Annotated in this window: 2 protein-coding genes; both read right to left on the reverse strand. The window is 68.0% G+C overall.

The window, feature by feature from the left end; translation table 11 throughout:
* Positions 1-38: 38 nt before the first annotated feature.
* Positions 39-1,595: an IS66 family transposase gene (gene tnpC / locus C7456_RS16665; protein ID WP_109724924.1), complete on the reverse strand. Its 1,557-nt coding sequence runs from the start codon at positions 1,593-1,595 to the stop codon at positions 39-41.
* 19 nt (positions 1,596-1,614) lie between these two features.
* A partial coding sequence (tnpB, locus tag C7456_RS16670; RefSeq protein ID WP_211306350.1) for an IS66 family insertion sequence element accessory protein TnpB occupies positions 1,615-1,984 on the reverse strand: 370 nt, incomplete at its 5' end.

The raw sequence follows: 1,984 nt of genomic DNA on the forward strand, positions 1-1,984 counted from the left end.
GTAAGCGTGCGCCGAAGCCACCTACCCCCGGACCTCAGCTATGCCAGTGGCAGCAGGCTGTTGATGTCACGGTCCTTGGTGGTGGGCAGTCGGGTCAGGACGTCGGTGAGCCAGGCATGGGGCTCGAGTCCGTTGGCCTTGGCGGTGGCGAGGAGGCTCATGAGGGCGGCGGCGCGTCGGCCCGCGCTTTCGGAACCGGCGAAGAGCCAGTTCTTGCGGCCGACCGCGATGGGCCGGATGACATGCTCGATGGGATTGTTGTCGATCGGCCAGGCACCGTCGTCGAGCAGGCGGGCCAGGGCGCTCCAGCGCCGGCGGGTATAGTCGACGGCACGGCGCAGGCCGCTGTTGCCCAGCACCTTGGGCTGGAGGTCGTCCAGCCAGCGTTTGAAGGTTTCGAGCCGGGGCGCAAGGTGTTTGCGCCGCTCGCGCAGGCGGGCGTCGTCGTCGAGGTTACGCAGCTTGGCCTCGATGACGTAGAGCTCGCCGATGCGCTCGATCGCCTCCCTGGCCAGCGGACTGCCGCTGGCCTTGTGCGCGTCGACGAAGGTGCGCCGCGCATGGGCCCAGCAGGCCAGCTCGGTGACGCCGGCGGCAAACAGTGCCTTGTAGCCACTGTAGTCGTCGACCATCAGCGCTCCTCGCCATGGGTCGAGGAACGCGGCGGCATGCTTGCCGGCACGGCTGGCACAGTAATCGAAGACGACGATGGGCTGCGTGCCGGGGCGGCGGTAGGCAAACAGGTAGGCCCGCCGGGTCTTGCCGGCACCGGGATCGAGCTGGGCGACCGGGGTTTCGTCGGCATGCAGCACGGGCGATTGCAGCAACCGCGCGCGCAGCACGTCCACCAGCGGCTGCAGCGCCACGCCCACGGCGCCGATCCACTCGGCCAAGGTCGTGCGCGACAGCGGGAGGCCGGCGCGGGCAAAGATCGCTTCCTGCCGGTACAGCGGAAGATGATCGGTGTACTTCTGGATCACGACCTGGGCCAGCAGGCCCGGCGCGGCGATGCCGCGGTCGAGGATGGCAGGTGCGACGGGCTCGGCGACGATCGTCTCGCAGTGGCGGCAGGCGTACTGGGGGTGCACGTCGCGGTGCACGAAGAAGCGCATCGGCTCGACGTCCAGCTTCTCGCTGACGTGCTCGCCGATCTTCACCAGCGCTGCGCCGCAGGTGGCGCAATCGCACGAGGCCGGTTCGTGGATCGTCTCGATGCGCGGTAGCTCCGGCGGCAACGGGCGGCGGACCGGCTTGGACGCGGGGCGGTGCGCCGGCCTGGCCGGTTCACGCAGGGCGTCCAGTTCCCTTTCCAGCGCAGCGATATCCGCCGCCATCGTTTCGTCGAACAGTTCGCGTTGCGCCGGATCCATGCGCTCGGATTTGGCCGCGAACTGCACGCGGCGCAGCCGCGCGATCTCGTGGGTGAGCTTGCTGATCTTCGCGTCCTTGAACGCGATGGCGTGATCGCGCTCGGCGATGGCCTGCTCGTGATGGGCGATGGTCTGCTCATGGGATGCCATCCTCGCCTGCTGCTCCAGCACCATCGCCCGCAGCGTTTGGACGTCCGATATGGCGTTGAGCGCTGCGCGATCCATGGTCACGCAGCGTAACGGTTCACACGTGCTTTTCAAGAGGCAGTGATGCACTCAGGCGTTGCCAGTCCACGCCCGCGCACAGCCAGCGGAACTGTTGGCGCGTCAACGATGCCATCGGCTCGAGTGCCGACACCCAGCAGAACCGCCCTTCGTGCAACCGACGCGTCGCCAGCCACACGCCCTGGGCATCCACTTTCAGCACCTTGATCCGGTTCGAGCGCCGATTGCGGAACACGAACGCACTGCCATCCAGGGGACTGCGGCCCAGCGTCTCGCGCGCCTGGACCCGCAACCGCTCCGCGCCGCAGCGAAAATCCACCGGCGCACCCACCACCCAGTACATCTCGATCTTCGATCCCGTCGAGCCGCACACCACCTCGATATCCATC

It is taken from the genome of Fulvimonas soli (assembly GCF_003148905.1).
Taxonomy (GTDB): Bacteria; Pseudomonadota; Gammaproteobacteria; order Xanthomonadales; family Rhodanobacteraceae; genus Fulvimonas; species Fulvimonas soli.